Annotated in this window: 20 protein-coding genes; 7 read left to right on the top strand and 13 right to left on the bottom strand. The window is 73.3% G+C overall.

Translation table 11 applies throughout. The annotated features are described in order from the left end of the window. Positions 1-201: 201 nt before the first annotated feature. Both ACWGI6_RS18275 and ACWGI6_RS18270 read right to left on the bottom strand, forming a co-directional pair. Positions 202-1,800, bottom strand: a complete 1,599-nt coding sequence (locus tag ACWGI6_RS18275; RefSeq protein ID WP_453268447.1) for an acyl-CoA carboxylase subunit beta — start codon at positions 1,798-1,800, stop codon at positions 202-204. Positions 1,801-1,902: 102 nt separating this feature from the next. After that, positions 1,903-2,697 (bottom strand): AfsR/SARP family transcriptional regulator, encoded by a 795-nt coding sequence (locus ACWGI6_RS18270; protein WP_393910180.1) that lies wholly within the window; start codon positions 2,695-2,697, stop codon positions 1,903-1,905. A 289-nt stretch (positions 2,698-2,986) separates the two neighbouring features. Here ACWGI6_RS18270 and ACWGI6_RS18265 point away from each other — a divergent pair, with 289 nt between their 5' ends. The 4 genes from ACWGI6_RS18265 (at position 2,987) to ACWGI6_RS18250 (ending at position 7,612) form a co-directional block, all read left to right on the top strand. Then, positions 2,987-3,232: a hypothetical protein gene (locus ACWGI6_RS18265; RefSeq protein ID WP_453268446.1), complete on the top strand. Its 246-nt coding sequence runs from the start codon at positions 2,987-2,989 to the stop codon at positions 3,230-3,232. Between the two features lie 4 nt (positions 3,233-3,236). Beyond that, positions 3,237-5,528 (top strand): TOMM precursor leader peptide-binding protein, encoded by a 2,292-nt coding sequence (locus tag ACWGI6_RS18260; protein ID WP_453268445.1) that lies wholly within the window; start codon positions 3,237-3,239, stop codon positions 5,526-5,528. A 180-nt stretch (positions 5,529-5,708) separates the two neighbouring features. Continuing rightward, the gene (locus ACWGI6_RS18255) at positions 5,709-6,944 is read left to right on the top strand and encodes a sensor histidine kinase (protein ID WP_453268444.1); all 1,236 of its coding nucleotides are present in this window, start codon (positions 5,709-5,711) and stop codon (positions 6,942-6,944) included. A gap of 53 nt (positions 6,945-6,997) precedes the next feature. Next, positions 6,998-7,612 carry a response regulator transcription factor gene (locus tag ACWGI6_RS18250; protein WP_453268443.1) on the top strand — a complete coding sequence of 205 codons (615 nt, stop codon included), beginning with the start codon at positions 6,998-7,000 and terminating at the stop codon, positions 7,610-7,612. A 37-nt stretch (positions 7,613-7,649) separates the two neighbouring features. Here the strand turns inward: ACWGI6_RS18250 and ACWGI6_RS18245 are convergent, their stop codons facing one another. The 9 genes from ACWGI6_RS18245 to cimA form a co-directional block, all read right to left on the bottom strand. Then, complete coding sequence (locus ACWGI6_RS18245; protein WP_453268442.1) at positions 7,650-8,486, bottom strand: 4'-phosphopantetheinyl transferase family protein; 837 nt, start codon at positions 8,484-8,486, stop codon at positions 7,650-7,652. 1 nt (position 8,487) lies between these two features. Further along, positions 8,488-9,738, bottom strand: coding sequence for an acyltransferase domain-containing protein (locus ACWGI6_RS18240; protein ID WP_453268441.1), 1,251 nt, complete (start codon positions 9,736-9,738; stop codon positions 8,488-8,490). Between the two features lie 56 nt (positions 9,739-9,794). Beyond that, positions 9,795-11,504, bottom strand: a complete 1,710-nt coding sequence (locus ACWGI6_RS18235) for an acyl-CoA dehydrogenase family protein (protein ID WP_453268440.1) — start codon at positions 11,502-11,504, stop codon at positions 9,795-9,797. Further along, positions 11,501-13,243, bottom strand: coding sequence for a fatty acyl-AMP ligase (locus tag ACWGI6_RS18230; protein ID WP_453268439.1), 1,743 nt, complete (start codon positions 13,241-13,243; stop codon positions 11,501-11,503). The genes ACWGI6_RS18235 and ACWGI6_RS18230 overlap by 4 nt, the downstream gene beginning before the upstream one ends. A gap of 129 nt (positions 13,244-13,372) precedes the next feature. Next, complete coding sequence (locus ACWGI6_RS18225) at positions 13,373-13,573, bottom strand: acyl-CoA carboxylase subunit epsilon (protein WP_453268438.1); 201 nt, start codon at positions 13,571-13,573, stop codon at positions 13,373-13,375. A gap of 140 nt (positions 13,574-13,713) precedes the next feature. After that, a complete protein-coding gene (locus ACWGI6_RS18220) occupies positions 13,714-14,343 on the bottom strand; it encodes an antibiotic biosynthesis monooxygenase family protein (protein WP_393910170.1) in 630 nt (209 codons plus the stop codon). After that, positions 14,330-15,310 (bottom strand): aromatase/cyclase, encoded by a 981-nt coding sequence (locus ACWGI6_RS18215; RefSeq protein WP_453268437.1) that lies wholly within the window; start codon positions 15,308-15,310, stop codon positions 14,330-14,332. The genes ACWGI6_RS18220 and ACWGI6_RS18215 overlap by 14 nt, the downstream gene beginning before the upstream one ends. A 151-nt stretch (positions 15,311-15,461) precedes the next feature. After that, positions 15,462-16,496, bottom strand: a complete 1,035-nt coding sequence (locus ACWGI6_RS18210; protein WP_453268531.1) for a ketoacyl-ACP synthase III family protein — start codon at positions 16,494-16,496, stop codon at positions 15,462-15,464. A gap of 63 nt (positions 16,497-16,559) precedes the next feature. After that, complete coding sequence (cimA, locus tag ACWGI6_RS18205) at positions 16,560-18,209, bottom strand: citramalate synthase (protein ID WP_453268436.1); 1,650 nt, start codon at positions 18,207-18,209, stop codon at positions 16,560-16,562. Positions 18,210-18,429: 220 nt separating this feature from the next. On the opposite strand from cimA, the gene ACWGI6_RS18200 reads away from it, so the two are divergent. Beyond that, the gene (locus ACWGI6_RS18200; protein WP_453268435.1) at positions 18,430-19,113 is read left to right on the top strand and encodes a formylglycine-generating enzyme family protein; all 684 of its coding nucleotides are present in this window, start codon (positions 18,430-18,432) and stop codon (positions 19,111-19,113) included. Between the two features lie 179 nt (positions 19,114-19,292). Here ACWGI6_RS18200 and ACWGI6_RS18195 read toward each other — a convergent pair whose 3' ends face one another. After that, positions 19,293-20,357 carry a glucose-1-phosphate thymidylyltransferase gene (locus ACWGI6_RS18195; protein ID WP_453268434.1) on the bottom strand — a complete coding sequence of 355 codons (1,065 nt, stop codon included), beginning with the start codon at positions 20,355-20,357 and terminating at the stop codon, positions 19,293-19,295. Between the two features lie 138 nt (positions 20,358-20,495). Then, complete coding sequence (locus ACWGI6_RS18190; protein WP_453268433.1) at positions 20,496-21,635, bottom strand: CaiB/BaiF CoA transferase family protein; 1,140 nt, start codon at positions 21,633-21,635, stop codon at positions 20,496-20,498. A 234-nt stretch (positions 21,636-21,869) separates the two neighbouring features. On the opposite strand from ACWGI6_RS18190, the gene ACWGI6_RS18185 reads away from it, so the two are divergent. Together ACWGI6_RS18185 and ACWGI6_RS18180 are read left to right on the top strand one after the other, a co-directional pair. After that, entirely contained in the window at positions 21,870-23,033 is a 1,164-nt protein-coding gene (locus ACWGI6_RS18185; RefSeq protein WP_453268432.1) for a winged helix DNA-binding domain-containing protein, read from the top strand. A gap of 85 nt (positions 23,034-23,118) precedes the next feature. After that, complete coding sequence (locus ACWGI6_RS18180) at positions 23,119-23,889, top strand: SDR family NAD(P)-dependent oxidoreductase (protein ID WP_453268431.1); 771 nt, start codon at positions 23,119-23,121, stop codon at positions 23,887-23,889. Positions 23,890-23,905: the final 16 nt, after the last annotated feature.

Genomic DNA, 23,905 nt, shown 5'->3' with positions numbered 1-23,905 from the left:
CGATGAGCCCGGCGGCCGGGGCCGGGCGGGGGTGTTCCCCCGCGCCCCGCCGCCGCGGCGGACAGCTTCGGTGGCCGCTGGTGGCGCTTCCCCCGCTGCCGGCTCCGCCATGGTTCGGCCCTCGCCTCGATACCCGCTCGTATGTGCGTGGATCTGCCGACGGGGCTGCCGTAGGCGCTGGTCAGCGAGGTGCCCGCGGTCTCACGTCGGGACGATGCCGTGCTTGCGGTCGGGCAGTTCGGCCTTCTTCTCGCGGAGCATGGCCAGGGACCGGGTCAGCACCCGCCGGGTGTCGCCGGGGTCGATGACGTCGTCGACGAGGCCGCGTTCGGCCGCGTAATAGGGGTGCATCAGCTCGGACTTGTACTCCTTGACCAGCCGCTCGCGGGTCGCGTCCGGATCGGGGGAGGCGGCGATCTCGCGGCGGAAGACGACATTGGCCGCGCCCTCGGCGCCCATCACCGCGATCTCGTTGGTGGGCCAGGCGAAGGACAGGTCGGCGCCGATGGAGCGGGAGTCCATGACGATGTACGCGCCGCCGTAGGCCTTGCGCAGCACGAGGGAGATACGGGGCACGGTGGCGTTGCAGTAGGCGTGCAGCAGCTTGGCGCCGTGCCGGATGATGCCGCCGTGCTCCTGGTCGACGCCCGGCAGGAAGCCGGGCACGTCCACCAGCGTCACCAGCGGGATGTTGAAGGCGTCGCAGGTGGTGACGAAGCGGGCGGCCTTCTCCGAGGCGTGAATGTCCAGCACACCGGCCAGGACGTTCGGCTGGTTGGCGATCACTGCGACGGTCTGCCCGTCGATCCGGGCCAGGGCGCACACCACATTGCGGGCCCAGCCCTCGTGCACCTCCAGGTACTCGCCGTCGTCGACGATCTCCTCGATCACCGCGCGCATGTCGTAGGCCCGTCCGGGGTCGGCGGGGACCAGGCCGGTGAGGGCGTCGGTGCGCCGGTCCGCCGGGTCCTCGCCCCGTACGGGCGCGGCGAGTTCACGGTTGTTGCGCGGCAGCAGCGACAGCAGCCAGCGCACCTCTTCCAGGCAGGCGGCTTCGTCGTCGAAGACGAAGTGGGCGACGCCGGAGGTCTCGGCGTGCACATCGGCGCCGCCCAGGCCGTTGTGGGTGATCTTCTCCCCGGTGACGGCCTGGACGACGTCCGGGCCGGTGATGAACATCTGGGCGGTCTCGCGCACCATGAACACGAAGTCGGTCAGTGCCGGGGAGTAGGCCGCGCCGCCGGCACACGGGCCGAGCATCACGGAGATCTGCGGGATCACCCCGGACGCACGGACGTTGCGGCGGAAGATCCCGCCGTAGCCGGCGAGTGCGGTGACGCCTTCCTGGATGCGGGCGCCGGCGCCGTCGTTGAGCGAGACCAGCGGGGCACCGGACGCCTCCGCGAGGTCCATGACCTTGTGCACCTTCGTCGCATGCGCCTCGCCCAGCGCCCCGGCGAACACCCGGAAGTCGTGGGCGTAGGCAAAAACGGTGCGGCCGTGCACCAGGCCCCAGCCGATGATCACGCCGTCGCCGTGCGGTTTGCGGGACTCCAGCCCGAAGCCGGTGGCCCGGTGCCGGCGCAGCGGTTCGAGCTCGGTGAAGGTGCCGTCGTCGAAGAGGATTTCCAGCCGCTCGTGAGCGGTCAGCTTGCCCTTGGCGTGCTGCCGGCGGGTGGCGGCGGCGTCGGGGCCGCGGCCGACCTCCTCCTTGAGGCGGTGCAGCTCGTCGGTGGCCCGGCTCAGATCGGGGCGCGGCGGGGTGAGCGGCGGGGTCGCGGTTTCCTGAAGGATCGTCATCGGCCGAACGTAGGAACGCCGACTCGAACCCCGCTGGAGAGCGCACGGCGGCGCGGCTGGCGGGCGCGGCCCGGTCCGGCCGACGGCGGCCGGCGGGCTCCGTCAGCCGGTGGCGGTCAGACGCTGGCCGAGGGGCAAGTCCCCTGACAGGACCGCGTGTTGGAGCTGCTGGAGCCGGGCCGACGGCTCGATGCCGAGCTCCCCGACGAGCGCCTCGCGCAGCCGCTGGTACGCCTCCAGCGCACGCCAGGAGCTGCCCGAGCAGTGCAGTGCCGTCATCAACTGGGCGCAGAAGTTCTCGTGCATGGGGTGCCGGGCGGCGAGGAAGCAGAGTTCGGGCACCACCTCGGTGTGCCGGCCGAGTTTGAGGTCGGCGTCGATCCGGCGCTCCAGGCAGGCCATCCGGTCCTCCTCCAGCCGGAGCACCTCCAGTTCCAGCACCCCGCCCACGGGCACATCGACCAGCGCGGGCCCCTGCCAGATGGCCAGGGCCTTGCCCAGCAGGGCGGAGGCGGCGGCGTAGTCGTGGGCGTCGTAGGCGCCGCGCCCCGACAGGGCGAGCTGCTCGAACTCCTGGACGTCGACCTGGCCGGGCTGGACCTGGAGGAGGTAGCCGCCGTGCTGGGTGACCAGGACTTCCTTGGCGTTGCGCACGGGGTCGCCGTCCAGGGCCACCGCGATCTTGCGGCGCAGCTGGAGGATGTAGGTCTGCAGGGTGGTGGCCGCGCTGCGCGGCACGTTCTGCCCCCAGATCTCTTCCATCAGGGTCGGTACGGTCACCACATGGTCGCCCTGCAGGGCGAGCAACGCGAGTATCTGCCGCGGTTTGGCGGCGCTCGGCACCAGCGAGACACCGTGTTCGTGGGCGGTCAGCGGGCCCAGAACCTTGATTTCCATGAGTGCTCTCCCCTCGTGAGTCACAACCGCCGGCCACCGGGCCGCGGTTCATCTCGAGCTTCAAGCGAGGTTCGCACCGGGGAGCGCACGAGCCCAGTGAGCCACTCATGAACACAATCATGAAAATGTCATGCCGATGTGGTGAACCAGGCACTGGGGCCTGTGCCTCCGGCGCCCGCAGAATACTGCCTCACCGGACGCCGGGTCGTCGTGCCGAGCACTTCAGGCCAACCCCGACGGACCGTCCGACAACGGAGGGAACAGTCACATGCCCGCGACGCACCGGACCATGTCTGACCACACCGCGACCGACACCGCCGCCGACCTCTGCCGCTTCGCCGAACTCGTCGCCCGGGCGGGCCTGGAGCCCGACCTCAAGCACCGGTACACCAGTGACCCGGCGGCCGTGTTCGCCGAGTTCGGGCTGCTGGGCGCGGAGCCCGTCTACACCGCGCCGTCGCTCGTCATCGAGGATCTCGGACGGCCGGACGCCACGGCCACCACGCTGCTGACCGGTATCCCGTACGCCGTCTGACGCCGTGGAGACCACGGAGCCCCTGGTCGGCTTCCGCCGCCATCTGCGTGCCGAGGTGGTGCCCGACGAGGCCACCTATCTGCTGTCCGGGCAGGGTGTCACCGCGCTGTTCGGCCGGCCCGCCGAGGTCGTCGCGCCGCTGCTCGACGGGACCCGGACGCTGTCGAAACTGCTGACGGAGGCGGCGCGCGAGCTGCCCGCGGTGCAGGCCGGCGCGGTGGTGGCCGAGCTGGCGACGGCCGGGCTCATCGGCTACCGCTCGGCGCCCGGTGCGCCGTCCGACGGTGCGGCCGCGGCGTTCTGGGACCTGGCGGAGGTCTCCGGACTGCGGTCCGTCCCGCCGCGCGTCCGGCCGACGGTCGAGATCCTGACCGTGGGCCGGGGTGCGGCCGACGGGCTGCGCACCGCATGCGCCGACTCCGGACTCACGGTCGTCGGGCCCGGCCCCGGCGGCGGCCCGTCGGCGGGCGCAGCGGATCTCTCCCTGGTGCTCTGCGACGACTACCTCGCCCCGGACCTGGCGGCGGTCGACACCTGGCACCGTGCGCAGGGCCGGCCCTGGCTGCCGGTGCGCCCCTGCGGCGCGGAGCCGTGGGCCGGACCGGTGTTCCGGCCGGAAGAGGGCGCCTGCTGGCACTGTCTGGCCGACCGGCTGCGCGGCCACCGGCGGGCCGAACTGGCGGTGCAGCGCGCCCTGGGGGCGGACCGCCCGGTGGCGGCTCCCGAGGCCTCGCTGGCCGCGGGCCGTGCCATGGGCCTGCAGCTGGCCGTGCTGCTGGCGGCGACCTGGCTGGGCGGGGTGCGGCGGGAGAGCCATGACGCGATCTGTGCGCTGGACACCCTGACGCTGCACACCCGGCAGCACACCGTGCAGCGAAGACCCCAGTGCCCCGGCTGCGGGGACCCGGGGCTGGTGGCGCGGACGGTGGACCGGCCCGTGGTGCCCCGCTCGCGCGCCAAGGCCGCGCACGGCGGTGGCAACCACCGGGCGCTGCCCCCAGAGCAGATGCTGGCGCGCCACGGCCATCTGGTGGGGCCGGTGACCGGTGTCGTCAGTGAGATCCGGCGCGCGGACAACGCCCCTGCCGCGCTGCACTGTTACACCTCGGGGCACAACGTGGCGCTCGGCGGCGGGCTGGGCTGGCTGCGCGGCGGACTGCGCAGCCTCAGCGGCGGCAAGGGCGTGACCGCGGTCGAGGCGCAGGTCAGTGCGCTGTGTGAGGCCGTGGAGCGCTACTCGGGGACGCGTCAGGGCGATGAGCCGGTGATCCGTGACTCGCTGCGGGCGCTGGGCGGCGACGCACTGCACCCCAATCGCTGCCAGCTGTGGGCGGCACGGCAGTTCCGTGACCGCGCGAGGTGGAACGCGACCGCCTCACCGCTCCAGCGGGTCGCCGCGCCCTTCGACGCCTCCGCTCCCACCGACTGGACCCCGGTGTGGTCACTGACCCATCGCCGTCAACGGCTGCTGCCCACCTCGCTGTTGTACTTCGGGCCGGGCCCGGACGGCACCCCGCCCGCCGTACCGGCCGACTCCAACGGCAACGCGGCCGGCAGCAGCCTGGAGGACGCCATCGTGCAGGGCTTCCTGGAGCTGGTGGAGCGGGACGCGGTCGCGCAGTGGTGGTACAACCGGACCCGGCAGGCCGCGCTGGACCTCGACGCCTTCGACGAGCCGTGGATCGCCGGGCTGCGCACGGCCTACGAGCGGGATCTGCACCGCGAGGTGTGGGCGCTGGACCTCACCTCGGACTTCGGCATTCCGGTCGTGGCGGCCGTCTCCCGGCGGCGGGACAAGGCCGCGCAGGACATCACCTTCGGATTCGGGGCGCACTTCGACCCGCGGCTGGCGCTGCGCCGCGCCCTGACCGAGATGAACCAGCTGCTGCCGCCGGTGCTGGGCGCCCGCGAGGACGGCACGGGGTACCTCACCCGGGACCGTGATCTGCTCGCGTGGTGGACCGGGGCGACGGTGGGCGGGCAGCCGTACCTGCTGCCCGACGGCGGGCAGAGCGCGCGCACACCGGGGAGTTACGGCTACCGGCCGCGCGCCGATCTGCGCGACGACATCGAGGCGGCGGAGCGGCTGGTCGCCGAACGGGGGCTGGAGTTGCTGGTACTGGATCAGACCCGGCCGGACGTGGGGATTCCGGTAGTGGCGGTGCTGGTGCCGGGGCTGCGGCACTTCTGGGCGCGGTTCGCCCCCGGCAGGCTCTTCGACGTACCGGTGGCCGAGGGGCGGTTGGCGCGCCCCACCCGCTACGAGGACCTGAACCCCGTCCCGCTCTTCGTGTAGACGTGTAGACGTGTTGACGTGTTGACGTGTAGAGGGGTACGTCCAGGCAGCCCGTGAGCCATATGCCAGAGGCCCCGCCCACCTCCGCAAAACCCGCTCCGCGGGGCGGTTGGGCCCAGGTTTGGCCATACTATGCTGTCACGTCCGAGAGCCGCGCAGCCAAGGCACGGGGGGGCATACATGGGTGTCACCGGCGTTCCGTCCGATGCCGGCGCGGAGCCGTTATCGCAGCGTTCGCGGTGGCCCGCAGGGCTGCCGGACCGCGATCTGCCCGCGCCGCGGCTCGCCCGGACCATCACCATCGTGGTGCTGCTGTGCCTGTCGATCGTGGTCTCGCTCAACTCCCTTGAGTACAGCGCCAATATGCCGACCTTGGCCGCGTCGGTGGCCGTCGTGCTGGCCGTGTTCTTCCTGCAGTTCCTGCACTCCTCGTCACGGGCGCAGCGCTGGACGACGCGGACGCGGGTGCTGATGCTGCTGACGCAGGCGGTCTTCACCTACGCACCCGTCCTGATCTTCCACCGCACCTGGGTCAGCATGACCGGTCCGCTGGCCGGATCGATTCTCCTGCTGGTGCCGTTCCCGCGCGCCTGGATCCCGTTCGCGGCGACCGTCGCCGTGCCCGCCTCCTTCCAGCTGGTGGTGTCGCTCAGCTGGCTGGAGACGTCGTATCTGGTGCTGTCGACGCTCTTCACGGGTCTGGTGATCTACGGGCTGTCCCGGCTGACCGACCTCGTCCAGGAGGTGCACCGCTCGCGTGCCGAACTCGCCCGGCTGGCCGTCTCGCAGGAGCGGCTGCGCTTCTCGCGGGACCTGCACGACCTGCTGGGCTACAGCCTCTCCGCGATCACGCTGAAGAGCGAGCTGATCTACCGGCTGGTGCCCGGCCGGCCGGAGCTGGCGCGTGACGAGGTCGCCTCGTTGCTGGACATCTCCCGTCAGGCGCTGTCGGATGTGCGCACGGTGGCCAGTGGGTACCGTGACATGTCGCTCGCCGCGGAGGCGGATTCCGCCGCGGCGATCCTGGCCTCGGCGGACGTGCAGGCGGAGGTCGAGATCGCCTGCGGACATCTGCATCCGGTCATAGACACCGTGCTCGCGACCGCACTGCGCGAGGGTGTCACCAACATCCTCCGCCACAGCAAGGTCGAGACCTGCCACATCAGCGCCGTCACGGAGGACGAGAGAGTGACGCTGACCCTGACCAACGACGGTGTGCCCGACGATCTGCCCACGCTCTCCCCCCACAGCGGCAGCGGAATCGGCAACCTCAAGGCCCGGCTCGGCGCGGTGGGCGGCCGGCTGGAGGCGGAACGGACGCACGACGGGTGCTTCCGGATGGTTGCCGAAGCGCCGACGCGGCCGATCGCCGCGCGCACGACGCAAGACCGGATGGCCGCGAGACCCGCGGCCTGATCGATACCTGCCCGGCTCCGTGCCGGGCACCTGCCCGCCGGGGGAGACCTGCCATGCTCGCCGTCAAGATCCTGCTCGCCGAGGATGTGCACATGATCCGCGGTGCGCTCATCGCCCTTCTGGAACTGGAACCGGACCTGCAGGTGATCGCTTCCGTGGACCGCGGCGACAAGATCGTGGAAGCCGCGCTCGCCAGCCGGCCCGATGTCGCCGTCGTCGACATCGATCTGCCGGGCATCGACGGGCTGACCGCCGCAGCGGAACTGCACCAGCGCCTCCCGGACTGCCGCACGCTGATCCTGACCAGCCTCGGCCGTCCGGGGACCCTGCGCCGTGCGCTGGCCTCCCAGGTGACCGGCTTCCTGCTCAAGGACGCGCCGCCCGACCAGCTCGCCCAGGCGGTGCGGAGCGTGGCGGCAGGGCGGCGTGTGATCGACCCCCAACTGGCCCTGGCCGCCTGGGACTCCCCCGAGAACCCGCTCTCGCCGCGGGAGCTGGAGGTGCTGCGGCTGGCCGCGCGCGGCGCGGACGCCGCGGAGATCGCCGGCTGTCTGTTCCTGTCGCAGGGCACCGTCCGCAACTACCTCACCGCGATCGTCACCAAGCTCAACGCCCGCAACCGGATCGACGCGGTCCGGATCGCGGAGGAGGCCGGCTGGATCCCGTAAGACGGTGTCCCGGCGACGGGGGGCACGGCCGGTGAGGTCAGCCGGTCGTGTCCAGCAGGGCGTCCAGCAGCCCGGCGTCCAGTGCCGTCTGTACCGACAGGTCGGTGCCGCCGCCGAACCCGGCGTCCTGCACGGCGGCGCTGACGACGTATTTGCCGTCGACGGCGAAGGTGGCGAAGACCCAGTCGTCGGCGCCCGCGTCCCGCCCGTCGGGCCCGACCAGCCGGGCCCAGGTGCCGTCCAGCGCGAAGCCGAACTCGGTGAAACGGAACCGCAGTCCCTGCCCGAGCGCCTTGCTGTACGCCTCCTTCAGCGTCCACAGCCGCACCAGCGTGTCATTGCGGTCGCGGTCGTCGACGGCGTCCAGCCACTGCCGTTCGTAGGGGGTGCAGCCCTGCGCCTCGGAGCCGGTGCCGGCCATCCGGCGCACCGCCAGCTCGACGTCCACGCCCACCCGTCCGCGGCTGGTGATGCCCACCACCATCACCTCCTCGGTGTGGCTGAGGCTGATGTCGATCTGGTCGCAGCCGCGCACGAACGGCCGGCCGCCGGGCTGGTAGGCCAGGTCCACCAGGTCCGGCGCCGTCTCGATGGCCACCGCCGCGGCGTAGCGCAGCAGCAGTCGCGAGGCCAGGAACCGTTCCTTGGCCCGGGGATGGGTCAGGGTCTGGTAGCGGTGCCAGTCACGGCCGAGCACGGGCCGCACCAGGGCCACGTCCTGGATGTGCGGCAGCCACTGCTCCAGCCGTCCGTAGACGAGGACGACACCGGTGGCGGAGAGATCGTCATGGACCGTGTGCCATGGACCCTGCGGTCCGGCGACGGCCCGGGGGCGGCGGAGCGGGGGCCCGGCAGCGGGGGACACCGGTGCCATCTCAGGCCCGTACCAGCGGGTCGGACAGCGGTCCGGCGTCCAGCGCGGACAGCACACCGGCCAGGTCGACGGCGTTGCTCTCCGGGCCGCGGCACACCCCGAGGCAGACGGGACCGGCCGAACCGCCCATCCGGCGTACGAACGGGGTGAGCACCACCCGCGGGCCGATCTCCACGACATGGCTGGGGGTTTCCTGGTCGAGCAGCTGCCGTGCCGCGTCGGCGAACCGGACCGGGGCGGTGATCTGCCGGCTCCAGTACGGCGCGTAGAGCGGCTGGGTGGTGAGCCTGCCGTGGACCGTGGAGTAGTAGGGCAGCCGCGGGGCGCCGCCGGGCAGCCGGCGGGCGACCGCCTCGAAGCGCGGCAGCATCGGCTCCATCAGCGGCGACTGGAAGGAGTGCGACACCTCCAGCATGCTGCAGCGGATGCCCCGTTCCTCCAGCCGGCCCCGGACCCGTTCGAGGCCGGCCAGGTCACCGGAGAGCACGGTCGCCCGCGCGGCGTTGATCGCGCCGATGACGACGCCCGGCTCACCGGCTATCGCCTCGGTCGCTTCGTAGGGCGCGGCGCAGGTGGCCATCATGCCGCCGTCCGAGGACGGCAGGTACTGCATGAACGCGCCGCGCAGGGCGACCAGTTTGGCGGCGTCGGCGAGCGGCAGCGCCCCGGCGACGGTGGCCGCGGCGTACTCGCCGATGCCGTGCCCGAGCACCGCCACCGGCCGCACCCCGGCCTCCTCCAGGGTGCGGGCGAGGGCGTACTGCACGGCGAACAGCGCGGGCTGGGTGTAGGCGGTCCGGTGGATCCGGCGGTCGCCGCTGAGGATCAGGTCGACGACGGACAGGCCGGTGTAGGGCCGCAGGACATCGGCGGCCTCGTCCAGGTAGCCGCGGTAGCCGGTGGAGTGCATGTACAGGCCGGCGGTCATGCCCGGGTGCTGGCAGCCCTGGCCGGTGAAGACGAAGGCGGCGCGGATCCGCCGGCCGCCGCAGGGCCGGATGTCGCGGAGCTGGAGGTAGCGGGTGAGCTCCCGCACGGTGGGGTAGTCCCAGATGTCGGTCGGGTCGATCAGCGGCCCGAACTCCTCCTCGATGTCCCCGTAGAGGCTCAGCGCGGCCACCGAGTCCAGCCCGTACTCCACGAAGGCGACGTCGGCCGCGACGGGCCGGCCGAGATAGTGCCGCAGACGTGCGGTGAGCCAGCCCTCGTAGTCCGGTTCGTTCGGCGGGGTGGACGGCGGCGTGCTGTGCATGGCGGGCTCCTCCTGGGCAGGTCGGGTACGTCGGTACGGGGACGGGGCGCGGGTGGTCAGGCCAGCGCGGATCCGTACAGGTCGTAACTGCGGCGGCCGTGGAGTCTGGCCAGCACCTCGGCCAGCACGCGTTCCTCGTCCGCGGCCGGGCGGTCGGGCAGCGGCAGGCCCAGGCGGCGGCCCAGGCGGTAGAGCGCGGCGGTCGCCCAGGACGGGTCGGCGAGGAAGTCGTCGGAGCCGGCGCGCTGTTCCCGCCACACCCCCAGACAGGCGGCCGCGGTCAGTACGAGGGAGTAGCGGTCGGCGAGGCCGAACGCGTGCGGGCTGGCCAGCGCCTTGCGGTCGTCGGGGGCGATATCGGTGAACGCCTTGCGCAGATCGGCGAGTTCGGTGGTGAAGGCACGGGCGAGGAACCGCAGGGTGCCGTCCCGGGACGCGGCCGCTTCGCCCTCCAGCTGGTCGGTGCAGGCGACCAGGGTCGCGGCGAGCGGATCGCCGTCGCCCAGCAGCGCCGGCTGCGACAGATCCAGCGGCGGCAGCCCGTCGTGGATACGGAACAGCGCGGCCGGAGCCTCGGGGTCGGCGAACCAGGCGTTGCGGGCGAAGTACGGCAGCTGCGGCAGCAGGCTGACCTGCCGGCCGGCGCTGCCGGCGTGCCCGAGCGAGGTGACCGGCAGATCCCGCAGCTGCTTTTGGAACATGGCGTACGCGCCCGCCTCGGCGAAGGTCGCCTTGCCCAGCACCGCCGACATCTCGTCCATGGACTCGGCGAGCAGCTTGGGGGCCTGGTAGGCGGCAGCGGCGGCGTAGGCGCTCATCTGACGGGGCACCAGGTGCAGCGCCCGGGTGGCGACCGCGGCCAGGCAGTCGCTGAGCAGCAGATCGAGGAACGCGCCGGTCAGCACGTCCCGTACGTGCCGTACGTCGAGCGAGGAACGGCCGTCGGCGCGGCGCCGGGTGGCGAACCGGGCGACGGTGCGCAGCGCGGTGTCGGCGCCGGACAGCACGATGGACGGGATCAGCCCCCGGATGACGAGGGAGGAGCGCAGGCTCAGCTCATAGCCGTCGCCGAGGGAGCCGACCAGGGAATCGTGCGGGACGACGCAGTCGGTGATGCTCAGTCCGCTGAAGTCGGTGCTGCGCATGCCGTTGGTGGCGCGGCGGCCCAGGTTCTGGACCCGTCCGGCGGGCAGCCGTTCGCGGTCGAGCAGCAGCACGGAGTGGGTGCGGCCCCTGGCCTCGCCGGTGCGGGCGAACACCACCAGGCCCGCGGAACGGGCGGCGTTGGCGATGACGGATTTGCTGCCGTTGAGCAGGAACCCTTCCTCGACGGGCTCGGCCGCGAACTCCTCGCGGACGAAGGCGTTGCCGTGGGCGACCTCGTGCCGGGCGACCGCGATCCGTCGGCCGTCGAGCAGCAGCCGGGCGGCCAGCGCACACTGGCCCTCGTGCCCTCCGGTCCACACCGGGACGGCCGCGAAGAAGCAGTTCAGCCCGTAGCCGAAGCCCAGGGAGGCGTCGCGGCGGAAGACCGGGCGCAGCACCCGGCCCAGGACATCCATGCGCGCCAGCCGCCCGCCGTGGTGCTCGGGCACGAACTCGGCGTCGAAGGCGTAGGAGTCCAGCACCGCTTCGGCCGCGGGCAGCGCCTCGCCTGCCGAGTCGGCGGCGAGCAGCGCGTCCTGACCGCAGGGGTTTGCGGGGTCGTCCAGCGGGCCGAACGCGGACTCCAGGCGGTCGATGCGGTCCTGCGCCGGGCCGCTCATCGCGCGCTCCCGACCGGCAGCAGCTGCTCGACGTCGGACTCGATCTGCTGGTGCAGCGGCCGTAGCTCGCCCTGGAGGAACAGCCTGCGCATCGCGGCGCGTTCGACCTTGCCGCTGGTGGTGCGACGGACCGTACCGGGCCGCACCAGCAGCACCGCCCCGGCCCGCACGTCGTACTCCTCGGTGAGCGCGGCACCGACCGCGGAGGCGAGCGCGGCGAGGTCGATGTCGTAACGGCTGCCGGCCCGCAGCTCCTGTACGACGACGACGCGTTCGCGTTCGCCGGGGACGACGAAGGCGGTGCAGGCGCCGAACAGGGCGCTGAGGCGCTGGACGGTGGTCTCCAGGTCCTGCGGATACAGGTTGCGGCCGGCCACCACGATCATGTCCTTGAGCCGGCCGGTCACATACAGCCGGCCGTCCTCGCGGGTGCCGAGGTCGCCGGTGCGCAGATGGCCGCCGTGGCCGGCCGCGGTGGTGCCGTTGAAGGCCGCGGCGGTCTCGGCTGGGCGGCGCCAGTAGCCGCGGGCGACGCTGGCGCCGCGCAGCCAGATCTCACCGATGCGGCCGTCGGGGAGCGGCTCCCGGGTGGCGGGGTCGACGATCAGCAGTTCACCGTCGGCGGGCTCGCCGCAGTCGGTGAGCAGCCGCCGCGGTGCGCCCTCGGTGGGGGCCCGCAGCTCGTGGGTCTCCAGGGCGGCGGCGTCGGCGGTCAGCTCGCGGCGCTCGGTGCCGGCCGGGGCGCCGGACGCCAGCAGGGTCGCCTCGGCGAGCCCGTAGCAGGGGGTGAGGACCTCGCGGCGCAGGCCGGCCGGGGCGAACCGTTCGGCGAAGGCGTGGAGCGTGGCGGGGCGCACCGGCTCGCCGCCGCTGACCGCCATCTCCCATCCGGACAGGTCCAGGGTGGCGAGCTGCTCGTCGGTGACGCGCCGGGCGCACAGGTCGTAGGCGAAGTCCGGTGCGCCGCTGACGGTGACGTGGTGCTGCCCGATCGCCTCCAGCCAGCGCACCGGGCGCCGGACGAACGCCTCGGGTGAGAGCAGCACGCTGCTGCCGCCGAGCCACAGCGGGTGCAGCAACTGGCCGATCAGGCCCATGTCGTGGTGGAAGGGCAGCCAGCCGCCGAGGCGGGCGCCGGGCAGAGTGTGCAGCACCCGGCTGATCGCCCGCTGGTTGGCGAGGAGGTTGTCGTGGGTGACCACCACGCCGCGGGGTTCGCGGGTGGAGCCGGAGGTGTACTGGAGGAAGGCGACCGTGTCACCCGGCAGGTCCGGTTCCTGCCAGGCCCGGGAGGCGGGGACGACGTCGGCGGCGAGGCAGGGGATATGGCCGTGGCCGTGCCGGGCGAGCAGCCGGGAGACGTCCGGGGCACCGGCCCCGTCGGCCAGTGCGAGGGTGGGGGCGGCGTCCTTGACGATGCCGGCGAGGCGGGCTTCGAGGTGGCCGCGGCCGTCGGGCGGCGGCACCGGGACGGCGAGGGCACCGGCGTAGAGGCAGGCCAGGAAGCTGATGGCGAACAGCCTGCGGTCGCTGTGCACGATCAGCACGCGTTCGCCGGCGGCCCCGTGGTCCTGCAGCCAGCCGGCCAGGCGCCGGGCGCCCTCGTCCAGCGCCCGGTAGGTCACCACTTCGGGCTGCGCCCGGCCCTCGTATTCGGGCAGCACGATCAGCGCTTCCCGGTCGGGCGTCTGGGCGGCCCTGGAGCGGACGAGTTGGGTGAAGTTGTGGTTGCCGTTCAACGCCTCCCCCTCACATGTCGTGGTGTACGGGCCCGGTCGGCCCCTGCGGCGGTGCGTTGCGGTCGTCGGGCGCGGCCCGTCCGGCGGGGTACGGGTGCCGGTGGTGCGGTGCGCGCGGCGACCGCGGGGTCATGGCGTGGACCAGCCGACGGGTGCGCGGCGCGGGACGTGCGCGCGGCCCCATCCGGCGCGCGGCGGCAGCGGCTCACCGGTTTCGGGACCGGCGGCTTCACCGGCCCGCAGCACGGCGAGCAACACGGTGGTGACGGCGGCCAGTTCGGCCTCGTCCGGTCTCCCCCGGACCACGGTGAACCGTATGTCGTTGGCCATGTGCGCAGGATGCGCCGGGGCACTCGAAGGGAACTCGCGTCCGCCCGCCAAGATCGCTATACGGCGGCGGTCCCGGGCGGAAACGGCCGGAGCCGAGGACCGGTGGGTCCTCGGCTCCTGCGGTGCGCGTTCGGGCGGTGTCAGCGGATGACGCGCTGGTAGGCCAGGTGCACGGTCCGTTCCGTGCTGACGTCGGCGATCTCGGAGACGCCCCGCAGCCGGTCCTCGGCCTGCGGGTCGCGCAGTGCGGAGACACAGGCGTCGCCGTTGCGCCACCATGACAGCCCGAGGTAGGCCATGGGGCTGAGGGTGGAGCGCAGCAGGTCGCTGCCGCCGAACCCGTCGAGCTGGGACCAGCGGTCCGTCAGCTCGCCGAAGCGGCGCTCGAACTCGGCACCGGAGCCGCGGACCCTGGCGTGGGTGAGGACGACATCCGCGTCGCCGACGGCGGCGTCGTGGTGGAGCAGCCGCCCCACACTGACGGCCTGGTCGGCCTCGGTCTCCACCAGCGCGCCGAGGCGCCGCACCCGGTCCAGGAAGGTGTCGTCGTGGACGACGTCCAGAAAGTCCCGCAGGCTGCGCCAGTGGCCCAAGTGCACGTACATATGGGGCTGTTCGACGAGTCTGACCGTCACCAGGAAGTCGAACCCCTGCTGCCGGCGCAGGAATTGGGAGTGCTCGTGGAACTCCCGCTCAAACTTTCCGGTGTCGCCCTTGACGCTGAACCGGTTGATGACGGTGACGGGCCCGTCGAGGTCACGTCCGGGCATGTGCTTCCTCCGCGAACTGCTTGGCATGGCGCAACGTGGTCGAGCTGTTGGTCCCCAGCGCCTTGCGCACCAGGGTGCGGGCCTCTTCGAGCGTCGCCTCGGGCCCGAGCGTCTGGCGCACCCCCTCGGGATCGAGGGTGACAGTGTGCCAGGAGGTGGCGGTAACTCCCGTGCGGTGCGGCCCGCGTGGCGTGATTTCCCAGCGGCCGGTGTGGCCGGCCATCGCGACGGGGACCCGCAGCTGCTTGTAGACGATCTCGGCGCGGTCGGCGAAGCAGACCCGCACGGACGTGGTGTTGTGGATGGAGCCGTCCGGGCTGCGGGTGTCCATGTCCAGGTGCTGCAGGCCAGGTTCGTCCTCGGTCAGCTGCAGCCGCGCCACGTGCGGCAGCCGCTCGGGCCACCGGTCGGCGCGGTCGAGGAAGGCGAAGACATCGGCGGCGGCGCCGTCGATGTCCACCGAGTCGCTGAAGGTGAAGGTGGTCTCGTGGCGCCGGCCGGCGAGTTCGGCGGCGTTCTTCAGCGCCTCCAGTTCGGCGCGGCTGTTGCGGTCGACCGCCTGCTCGATGAGGGCCACGGCGGCCGGGTCGTCGTCGGCGGCCCGGTAGTCGTGCAGCAGCACCACCCGGCAGCCGCCGTCGTCATCGGCCTGTATCTGCCAGGTGCCGCCCATCGACGCCACCGGAGCGGCGGAGACGACCTGGCGGAAGGTGATGGTGTGCGTGGCGGGGTCGAGGGTGCGGCGGGAGGTCCAGTTGCGTACCTCGCCGTTGGCGAACGCCCAGAGGTGCAGCAGCTGTTCGCCGCGGGCCTCCTCCAGCACCTCGACATGCACGGTCGGCCCGAAGACCTGCGGCCAGGCGGTGACGTCGGCGACCAGGGCGTAGACGGTGCCGGGCGAGGCGGCGACCGTGACGGTGTGCTCGGTGACATGGGTTGTGCCGGTGGTGGTAGCGGTCGGCGCCACGGCGGACCTTCCCTTCATTACGCGCCGCGCAGGCGGCGGCATCAGACTGGCAGGGGGGACTTGAGCGGAGCTGGAGCGCGGGTCGGCCGGTCCCCGGACCGGCGGCGCGCCCGGCGGAGGGCAGGGATCGCGACGCGCGAGCGCACACGGCCTACGCCTCCGCCCAGGCGGGGCGTTCGCAGATCTCGACCACGGCGGCGCCCCAGCTGTAGCCCGCGCCGACTCCGATGAGCACGACCCGGTCGCCGGGCGCGGCCCGGCCCGAGGTGACGAGGTGGTCCAGGCCGGCGAACTGGTCGCCGGCGCCGAGGTGGCCGACGGTGCGGCTCCACTCCCAGGTGGTGCGGGCGGGGTCGATGCCGTACGGCCGGTAGTAGATGGCTTCCAGCCGGCGGCGGCCGAAGTGCGGCAGTACCACCCACTCCGCCTCGGCCAGCTCCAGGTCCGCATCCGCCAGGGCCTTTTTGACGACGGTGCGCTGGCCGGCGTTGGCGCGGCTGATCGCGAAGGACATCCCGACCCGGCCGACGAAGGCGCGCTTGGCCTCCTCGAAGTCGACCGGGGTGCGGTGGCTGAAGGGGGCCGGGCCGAAGGGTTCGTCGCCGCGGTGCATCGGCTCCAGCTCGGGGTCGGCGAGCAGCGCCAGCGACCGCAGCCGGGCGAAGCCGCTCTGCCGGGAGAGCACCAGGGCACTCGCCCCGTCGGCGTAGGGAGTGCCGGGGTCCGTACGCCAGCGGTCGATGCCGGGCGCACAGAACCGGTCGGCGGCGCTGAGCAGGGCGTCCCGGCGGCCGGCGGCCGCGGTGAGGTAGGCGGTGGCCAGGTCGAGGGCGGCCATCCCGCCGTTGGACATCTGCCGGATCTCGATGGCCGGGCAGGTGTTGCCGACGGCCTCCCGCTGGATGTACGAGGCGACCGGCCACAGGTCCTGGCCCTGGTGGTAGGTGTCGGCGTGCAGGATCAGCGCGATGTCGCCCGGGGCGGATGCGGCCCTGGCGAGGGCCGCGCGGGCGGCCGCCGCGCCCATCTCGGCAGCCGACTCGTCCGGTGAGTGGGCCACCGCCAGCATGCCGGTCGCCCGGGCCACTTGGGGCGGGCAGCTTCCGTCGGCGACGGCGTCGGCAATCGGTAAGGAGGAGGGCAGCCTGGTCGCGGTCCCCCGGATGAAGATGTCGTCCACTCGCACAGCCACTCCTGGAGTGTGGTTCGCGGCCGGCGCGGCCGGGTGCCCGGCGGCGCGCCGGCGGGGTCAGTCGGCCACGGCGGCGGTCGGCAGCGCCCGGTAGCGTGCACCGCCGGTGCGCGCCCCGGACAGCAGGACATAGCGGACCGCGTCGAGCAGGGCCCGCCAGGACGCGGCGACGGTGTTCTCGTCCACGCCGACGGTGCCCCAGCGGCGCTGCCCGTCGCTGAAGGTGATCAGCACCCGGGCGGCCGCGCCGCTGCCGCCGCCCGGTCCGGCGCTGCCCGGCAGCACCCGCACCTGGTAGTCGACGACCTCCAGCGCGGCGAGCTCGGGGAAGAACGGGTCGAGTGCGGTGTGCAGCGCGCGGTCCAGGGCGTTGACCGGTCCGTTGCCCCCGCCGGCGGCGCTCAGCGGCACCCCGTCGACCCGCAGCCGCACGGAGGCCTGGGTGCGGGTGCCGCCACCGGGCCGCCGGTCCACGCCGACCCGCCAGGTCTCGACATCGAAGGGGCACTCCAGCGGTCCGGCGACGGCCCCTTGCAGCTCCTCGCGCAGCAGCAGTTCGAACGAGGCGTCGGCGGACTCGAAGCTGTAGCCGCGCATCTCCAGGTCCTTGATGCGGGCGGCGGCGCGGGCGACCGGCTCGGAGCCGGCCGCGACGTCGTAGCCCAGTTCGCGGGCCTTGAGCTCCACGGAGGAGCGGCCTCCCATGTCGGAGACGAGGGTGTGCATCGCGTTGCCGACCAGCGCCGGGTCGATGTGCTGGTAGAGGCCGGGGTCGACGCGCAAGGCGGAGGCGTGCAGCCCGGCCTTGTGGGTGAAGGCGCCCGCGCCGACGTACGGGGCGGCGGCGCGTACCGGGATGCCGGTCAGTTCGGCGATGGATCCGGCGGAGAGGGTCATCTCCCGCAGCTGGTCGAGGGAGACCGCCTCCAGGCCGCGCTGGAGCAGAAGGTTGGCCGTGACGGTGAACAGGTTGGCGTTGCCGCAGCGTTCGCCGTATCCGTGGGCGGTGCCCTGGACGTGGTCGGCGCCGGCGTCGACGGCCGCGAGGGTGTTGGCGACCGCGCAGCCGGAGTCGTCGTGGCAGTGGATGCCGAGGCGGACACCGGTCACCACCCGGGTGTCGTCGACCACCGCGCCGATCCGGTCCGGCAGTCCCCCGCCGTTGGTGTCGCACAGCACCACCGCCTCCGCGCCGGCGTCGGCGGCGATCCGCACCACCTCCAGGGCGTATTCGCGGTTGAGGCGGTAGCCGTCGAAGTAGTGCTCGGCGTCGACGAAGACCCGCCGGCCGGCGCGCACGAGGAAGCGCACGGTGCTGCCGATCATGGCGAGGTTCTCGGCGAGCGTGGTGCGCAGGGCCAGCTCGACATGGCGCGGGTGGCTCTTGGCGACGATGGTCACCACCGGAGTACCGGCGGCGAGCAGTGCGCGCACCTGCGGGTCGTTGGACACCATCGCGCCCGCCTTGCGGGTCGCGCCGAAGGCGGCCAACTGCGCGTGATGCAGGTCCAGTTCCTGTTCCGCGCGGCGGAAGAACTCGGTGTCCTTGGGGACCGCTCCCGGCCATCCCCCCTCGATGAACCCGACGCCGAAGGCGTCCAGATGGCGCGCGACGGCGAGTTTGTCCTCGACCGTGAGCACCATGCCCTCCTGCTGCGTTCCGTCGCGCAGGGTGGTGTCGTAGAGCTGGAAACGCTGCTCGGCCATGGTCCCTCCGTCCCTGACTCACGCCGCTCTCGGTCGGCGGCTCGGAGCGGTCACGGTCGGGTGGCGGGGTGGAGCGGGGATGGAGAACGGCTCGAACCTCCGTGGTGGTCCGCCGTGGGGCGCCGGGCCGGGTACGCGGCACGGACGGGCCGGGTGCGGCGCGAGCGGCGCCGGAGCTGTTCGCTCCGCCGCGGACGGCCGTTGGTAGGATCGCCTGCTCATGGACGCGAGCGAGGACAACGAGATGATGGCCGTCCCTCCGGGGCGGGTGACGCTGTCGGACCGGCGCACACAGCGCAGTTGGCCGGTCGAGCTCGCGCCCTACCGGCTCGCGGCGTTCCCCCTCACCCAGGCGCGGTACGCGCAGATCACCGGCCGGCGGCCGAGCACCGCGCAGGGCGACCGGCTGCCCGTCGAGGGCGTTTCGTGGTGGGACGCGGTGCGGTTCTGCAACGCCCTGTCCCGAGAAGAGGGGTTGGCGCCCGCGTATCGTCTGCAGGCCGGCGCCGAGGACGTCGAAGCCGTCGAGTGGGACACGTCCGCCGACGGGTACCGGCTGCCGACCGAGGCCGAGTGGGAGCACGCATGCCGTGCCGGTACGGCGGGGGCGCGGTACGGGGAGCTCGACGAGATCGCCTGGCACCGCGGCAACGCGCACGAGCGGATGCACGACGTGGGCGGCAAGCAGCCCAACGCGTGGGGCCTGCACGACATGCTGGGCAACGTCTGGGAGTGGTGCTGGGACCTCTACGATGCCGAGGTCTACGGCACGTACCGGGTGCTGCGTGGCGGTGGGTGGTTCGACGAGCGCTGGAGCTGCCGGGCCTCGGTGCGCCGCCGCAGCCACCCGACCTTCCGGATCGATGACGTCGGATTCCGCCTCGCGCGTTCCCTCGTGCGCTGAGGCGCGTGGGGGGCGACGGCTGCCGTCGGCGTGGCGCGGCAGGGCGGTTCGGCCCTCGCCGAGGGGGTGCCGGGGAGGTGAGCGTCCCCGGCCGGCGCCCGGCAGACCCCCGTGCGGCCCCTGAGCCCGTCCGCGGCGGGCCGGACCCCGTCGGGAAACGCTCCCCTCTCTCCGCGCTGTCAGGCGGCGACCTCGACGCTGGAGTGGTCGCCGACGACGAGGCGGGAGCAGCGGGTGCGGACGGCCGAAGTCACCGTCGCGTCCCGGCCGATGACCGAACCGCGGACCCCGCCCACGCGCCGGACCGTCGCCCCGTCCAGCATGATGGAGTACTCCACCTCCGCCGCGGTCAGCACACAGTCCCGGCCGATGGAGGTGTGTGGGCCGATGTGGCTGTCCTCCACGACGGTGCCGGCGCCGATGATGACCGGGCCGGTGAGGCGTGAGCGGACGACGCGGGCGCCCTCCTCGATCACCACCGGGCCGGTCACCTCGCTGGTGCCGTCCACGGCGCCGAGCACCGACGGCGCGAGCCGGTCGAGGAGTTCGCGGTTGCAGTCCAGGACGTCCTCGATCTTGCCGGTGTCCTTCCAGAAGCCGGAGTAGATCCGCGCCCGCACCTCCGCGCCGTGGGACACCATCCACTGCAGCGCGTCGGTGATCTCCAGCTCGCCGCGGGCGCTCGGCTCGATCGCGGCGACCGCCTCGTGCACGGCCGGGGTGAAGAAGTAGACGCCGGTCATCGCGAGGTCGCTGCGCGGCTCTGCCGGCTTCTCCACGAGCCGCACCACCCGGCCGTTCTCGTCGATCTCGGCGACCCCGAAGGCCCTGGGGTCGGGCACCTTGTGCACCACGACCTGGGCGGCGGGCCGGTCGGCCCGGAACTGCCGGGCGATGTCGGCCACGCCGTCGGTGAGCATGTTGTCGCCCAGATACATCACGAAGTCGTCGTCGCCGAGGAAGTCTTGGGCGATGGTGATGCAGTGCGCCAGGCCGAGCGGTGCGTGCTGCCGGATGTAGGTGAGCTCGACGCCGAGGCCGGTGCCGTCGCCGAGCGCGGCCACGATCTCGTTGCCGCGGTCCCCGACGACCAGGCCGATCCGGGTGACGCCGAGGGCGCGCAGATCCTCCATCACATGGACGAGCACCGGGCGGTTGGCGATCGGGATCAGCTGCTTGGGCATGGAATGACTGAACGGGCGCAGCCGGCTGCCCAGCCCGCCGGCCAACACGAGTGCCTTCATGGGAAGTCCTTCCTCACCGCGTCGCCGGCCGCCGCTGCACGGCGGCGGGCGGCCTGTGACCTGCGGGCGCAGAATGCGGTGGGCGGGTCGCGGCGCGCTCAACCCCCGCTGGTTTCCGGCCCTTTGGGGGCCGGGGCCCTAGCGTGCCGGGGCAGGTTCGGCGGTGCACAGCCGGGTGCTCTCCGCCTCCGTCAGGCCCCAGCCGGCGAGCAGCCGCCGGGAGGGCGCGCCGGGCGCCGCCGGGTCCGGTCCTGCGGGGGTGCGTCCGAACCGGGGCGCGGGGGCGGGCTGGACACCCTCGTCGGCGCGGCGGAAGGTGCCGCGTGCCCGGTGGTGCGGGTGCCCGGCGGCCTCCCGCAGGCTGAGCACGGGGGTCACACACGCCTGGGTGCCGTCGAAGGCCGCGGTCCACTCCGTACGGGTACGGGTCGCGAACCGGGCCGCGAACTCCTGCCGGAGATCAGGCCAGTTGGCGGGGTCGTCGCGGTCCGGCAGCCGGGCCGCGTCAAGCCCGAGGCCCGTCAGCAGCGCCCGGTAGAAACGCTCCTCCAGCGCGCCGACCGCGACATGCTCGCCGTCGGCGCAGCGGTAGACGCTGTAGAAGGGTGCCCCGCCGTCGAGCAGGTTGCCGCCCCGGTCCGCACCCCACTGGCCCGCCTGCGCCATGGCCAGCAGCATGCCCGTCAGCGAAGCCGTGCCGTCGACGATGGCGGCGTCCACCACCTGGCCCAGGCCGGAGCGGGACCGTTCGAAGAGCGCGGCGAGGATCCCGGCGACCAGCAGCATCCCGCCGCCTCCGAAGTCACCGAGAAGGTTGGCCGGCGGGACCGGAGCGCCGCCGGCCGGCCCGATGGCGTGCAGCGCGCCGGTGAGTCCGATGTAGTTGATGTCGTGGCCGGGGGCCTGCGCGAGCGGCCCGTCCTGGCCCCAGCCGGTCATCCGGCCGTACACCAGCGCGGGGTTGCGGTCGCGGCACACCACGGGTCCGACGCCGAGCCGCTCGGCCACCCCGGGCCGGAAGCCTTCGACCAGCACATCCGCGCCGTCCACGAGCCGCAGCAACAGCCCGGTGTCCGCCGGGTCCTTGAGGTCCAGGCTGACCGGCCGGCGGCCCCGGTCGAGAATGCGGTGCCATGCGGCGAAGGCGCGTTCCTGACCGGGCCGGTCGACGCGCAGCACCTCGGCGCCGAGGTCGGCGAGCATCATGCAGGCGTAGGGCGCGGGGCCGATCGCGGCGAGTTCGAGCACCCGCAGACCGCGCAGCGGGCCGCCGCTCACCGTGGGTCCCGCTGATGCGGTGCGGACGCGGCGGCAGGGCGGGGCGGCGTACCGGCGGGCGGGCGGCCGGCGGAGTGGGAAGGCGGCATCCGGTGAGGGTGACAGCGGGCGCTGCACCGGGCCTTGAGGGGCTCTCGCGCCACGCCGACGCCCGCCCGCGCGCGGTTCGAGCCGGAGGCGAGTGAACCGGTCCATAGTGGGCCTGCCCTCCTGCACCACGACCGAAGGAACCCGATGGCCACCCGGATGCCGGCGAGCAGCCGCCCGCACAACGGCGAGGACGACGGCCCCGTCCTCAGCACCCGCGCCCTCAACCGTGCATTGCTGGCACGCCAGTTGCTGCTGCAGCGCCACCGGCTGGGCGTCATCGACGCGGTGACCCGGCTCGTCGGACTGCAGGCCCAGGCGCCCAACCCGCCCTACATCGGCCTGTGGACCCGTCTGGAAGAGCTGGCGATCGAGGATCTGGCGGGGGCGATCCAGGACCGCTCACTGACCCGTATCGCCGTGATGCGCAGCACGGTTCATCTCGTCACGGCACAGGACTGCCGCACGCTGCGCCCGCTGACCCAGCCCGCCCTGGACCGCGATCTGTGGGTGGGCAGCGGGTCCGGCAAGGCGGTGGACGGGGTGGTGGACCCGGCCCGGCTGGCCGCCGCCGCGCGCGCCGCGCTGGCCGATGCGCCGCTGACGACCGCGGAGTTGGGCGAGGTGCTGCAGAAGGAGTGGCCCGACGTGGCGGCGCGGCATCTGGCGTACGCGGCGCGCGCCCTGCTGCCGCTGGTGCAGGTGCCGCCGCGCGGCATCTGGGGGGTGGGCGGCCGGACACGGTACGCCACCGCCGAGTCCTGGCTGGGCGAGCCGCTGGTGGCACAGCCGTCCCTCGCGGAGCTGGTGCGGCGCTATCTGGCGGCGTACGGTCCGGCCACCGTCAAGGATGTGCAGGTCTGGTCGGGGCTGACCCGGCTGCGGCCGGTGCTCGACCGACTGCGGGACCAGCTGCGCACCTTCCGGGACGGCACCGGCAACGAGCTGTTCGACGTTCCCGGAGCGCCACTGCCCGACCCCGGCGTCCCCGCCCCCGTGCGGTTCCTTCCGGAGTTCGACAACATCCTGCTCTCACACGCCGACCGGGCCCGCATCATCACCGACGAGGACCGCCGGCGCATCTTCACCCGCAACGGCATCGTCCGTGCCACCTTCCTCGTCGACGGTTTCGTCCGCGGGATGTGGGCCATCGACCGCGACCGCAGCGGGGCGGTGCTGCGCATCGAACCGTTCGTCCCGCTCGGCGCGCCGGACCGCGACGCCCTGGCCGAGGAGGGCGCCCGTCTGCTGGCGTTCGCCGCGGCCGACGCCCGCGCGCACGACATCCGTTTCGCACCGCCCGGAGGGTGACCGCGCCCTCCCGTCACGGCAGGTGCGCCCGTACGACCCTGCACCGGGCGGACGAGCCGCCCGGCCTTCCCGAGAGGAACCCGCCATGCCCCACGCACCGTTCACCGGCCGGACCGTCGTCGTCACCGGAGGCGGCAGTGGCATCGGCCGCGCCACCGCGCTCGCCTTCGCCGAGCAGGGCGCCGCCGTGATCGTCACCGGCCGCCGCAAGGAGCGGCTGGCCGAGACCGCCGCCGCGCACTCCGCGATCGTCCCGGTGACCGCCGATGTCACCACCGAATCGGGGGCCGAGGCGGTCGCCGAGGCCGTGCGGGCGCACGGCGGGACGGTGGAGGTGCTGGTGCACAACGCCGGCATCTTCCGCTTCAGTCCGCTGGCGGCACTGGACGTGTCCGCCGCCCGGGAGGTCCTCGACACCAACGTCATGGGCCCGGTCCTGCTGACCAAGCATCTGCTGCCGCTGCTGCGTACGCCCGGTGGCTGCCTGGTGCTGGTCTCCAGCCGCGGCGGCCACAACCCGGGCCCCGGCAGCTCGCTGTACTCGGCGAGCAAGGCGGCCGTGCACAGCCTGACGCGCAGCTGGGCAGCCGAACTGTCCGCGCAGGGCATCCGGGTCAACGCGGTCGCTCCCGGTTTCGTCCGTACCGACGCCTATGCCGCCAACGGCCTGGCGCCGCAGGAGGTCGAGGGTCTGTTCGCGGGCGTCGCGCACAGCATCCCGCTGGGCCGGGTCGCCGAGACCGACGACATCACGCCCTGGATCGTGCAGCTGGCCCATCCGTCGTCCGCCCAGGTCACCGGGCAGGTCATCACCATCGACGGCGGGATGGACGTGGGCGGGCCGCAGGGCGGCTGACCCAACGGCGGCGCCC

The organism is Streptomyces sp. NPDC054786 (assembly GCF_053611685.1).
The sequence above is the reverse complement of the archived record's forward strand: the minus strand, read 5'-3'. Positions and strand labels throughout refer to the sequence as shown.